Origin of the sequence: Rheinheimera sediminis, from assembly GCF_004005375.1 — a bacterium.
Classification (GTDB): Bacteria; Pseudomonadota; Gammaproteobacteria; order Enterobacterales; family Alteromonadaceae; genus Pararheinheimera.
In genome coordinates, this window is sequence record NZ_RZUF01000053.1 from 5,497 (window position 1) to 5,912 (window position 416).

Annotated in this window: 1 rRNA gene (running past one end of the window); it reads right to left on the reverse strand. The window is 53.8% G+C overall.

Annotated elements, in window-relative coordinates:
• Positions 1-406 (reverse strand): 16S ribosomal RNA (locus EMM73_RS19535); it reaches 1,122 nt to the left of the window's first position.
• Positions 407-416: the final 10 nt, after the last annotated feature.

A 416-nucleotide genomic window follows, 5' to 3' on the forward strand; every position in this document is an offset into this window, starting at 1 on the left:
CCGAAGGCCTTCTTCACACACGCGGCATGGCTGGATCAGGCTTGCGCCCATTGTCCAATATTCCCCACTGCTGCCTCCCGTAGGAGTCTGGACCGTGTCTCAGTTCCAGTGTGGCTGATCATCCTCTCAAACCAGCTAGAGATCGTCGCCTTGGTGAGCCATTACCTCACCAACTAGCTAATCCCACGTAGGCGCATCCGATAGCATGTGGCCCGAAGGTCCCACACTTTGGTCCGTAGACATTATGCGGTATTAACAGTCGTTTCCAACTGGTATCCCCCTCTATCGGGCAGCTTCCTACGCATTACTCACCCGTCCGCCGCTAGGTCCGAAAACCCCGCTCGACTTGCATGTGTTAGGCCTGCCGCCAGCGTTCAATCTGAGCCATGATCAAACTCTTCAATTAAAGTTTAATT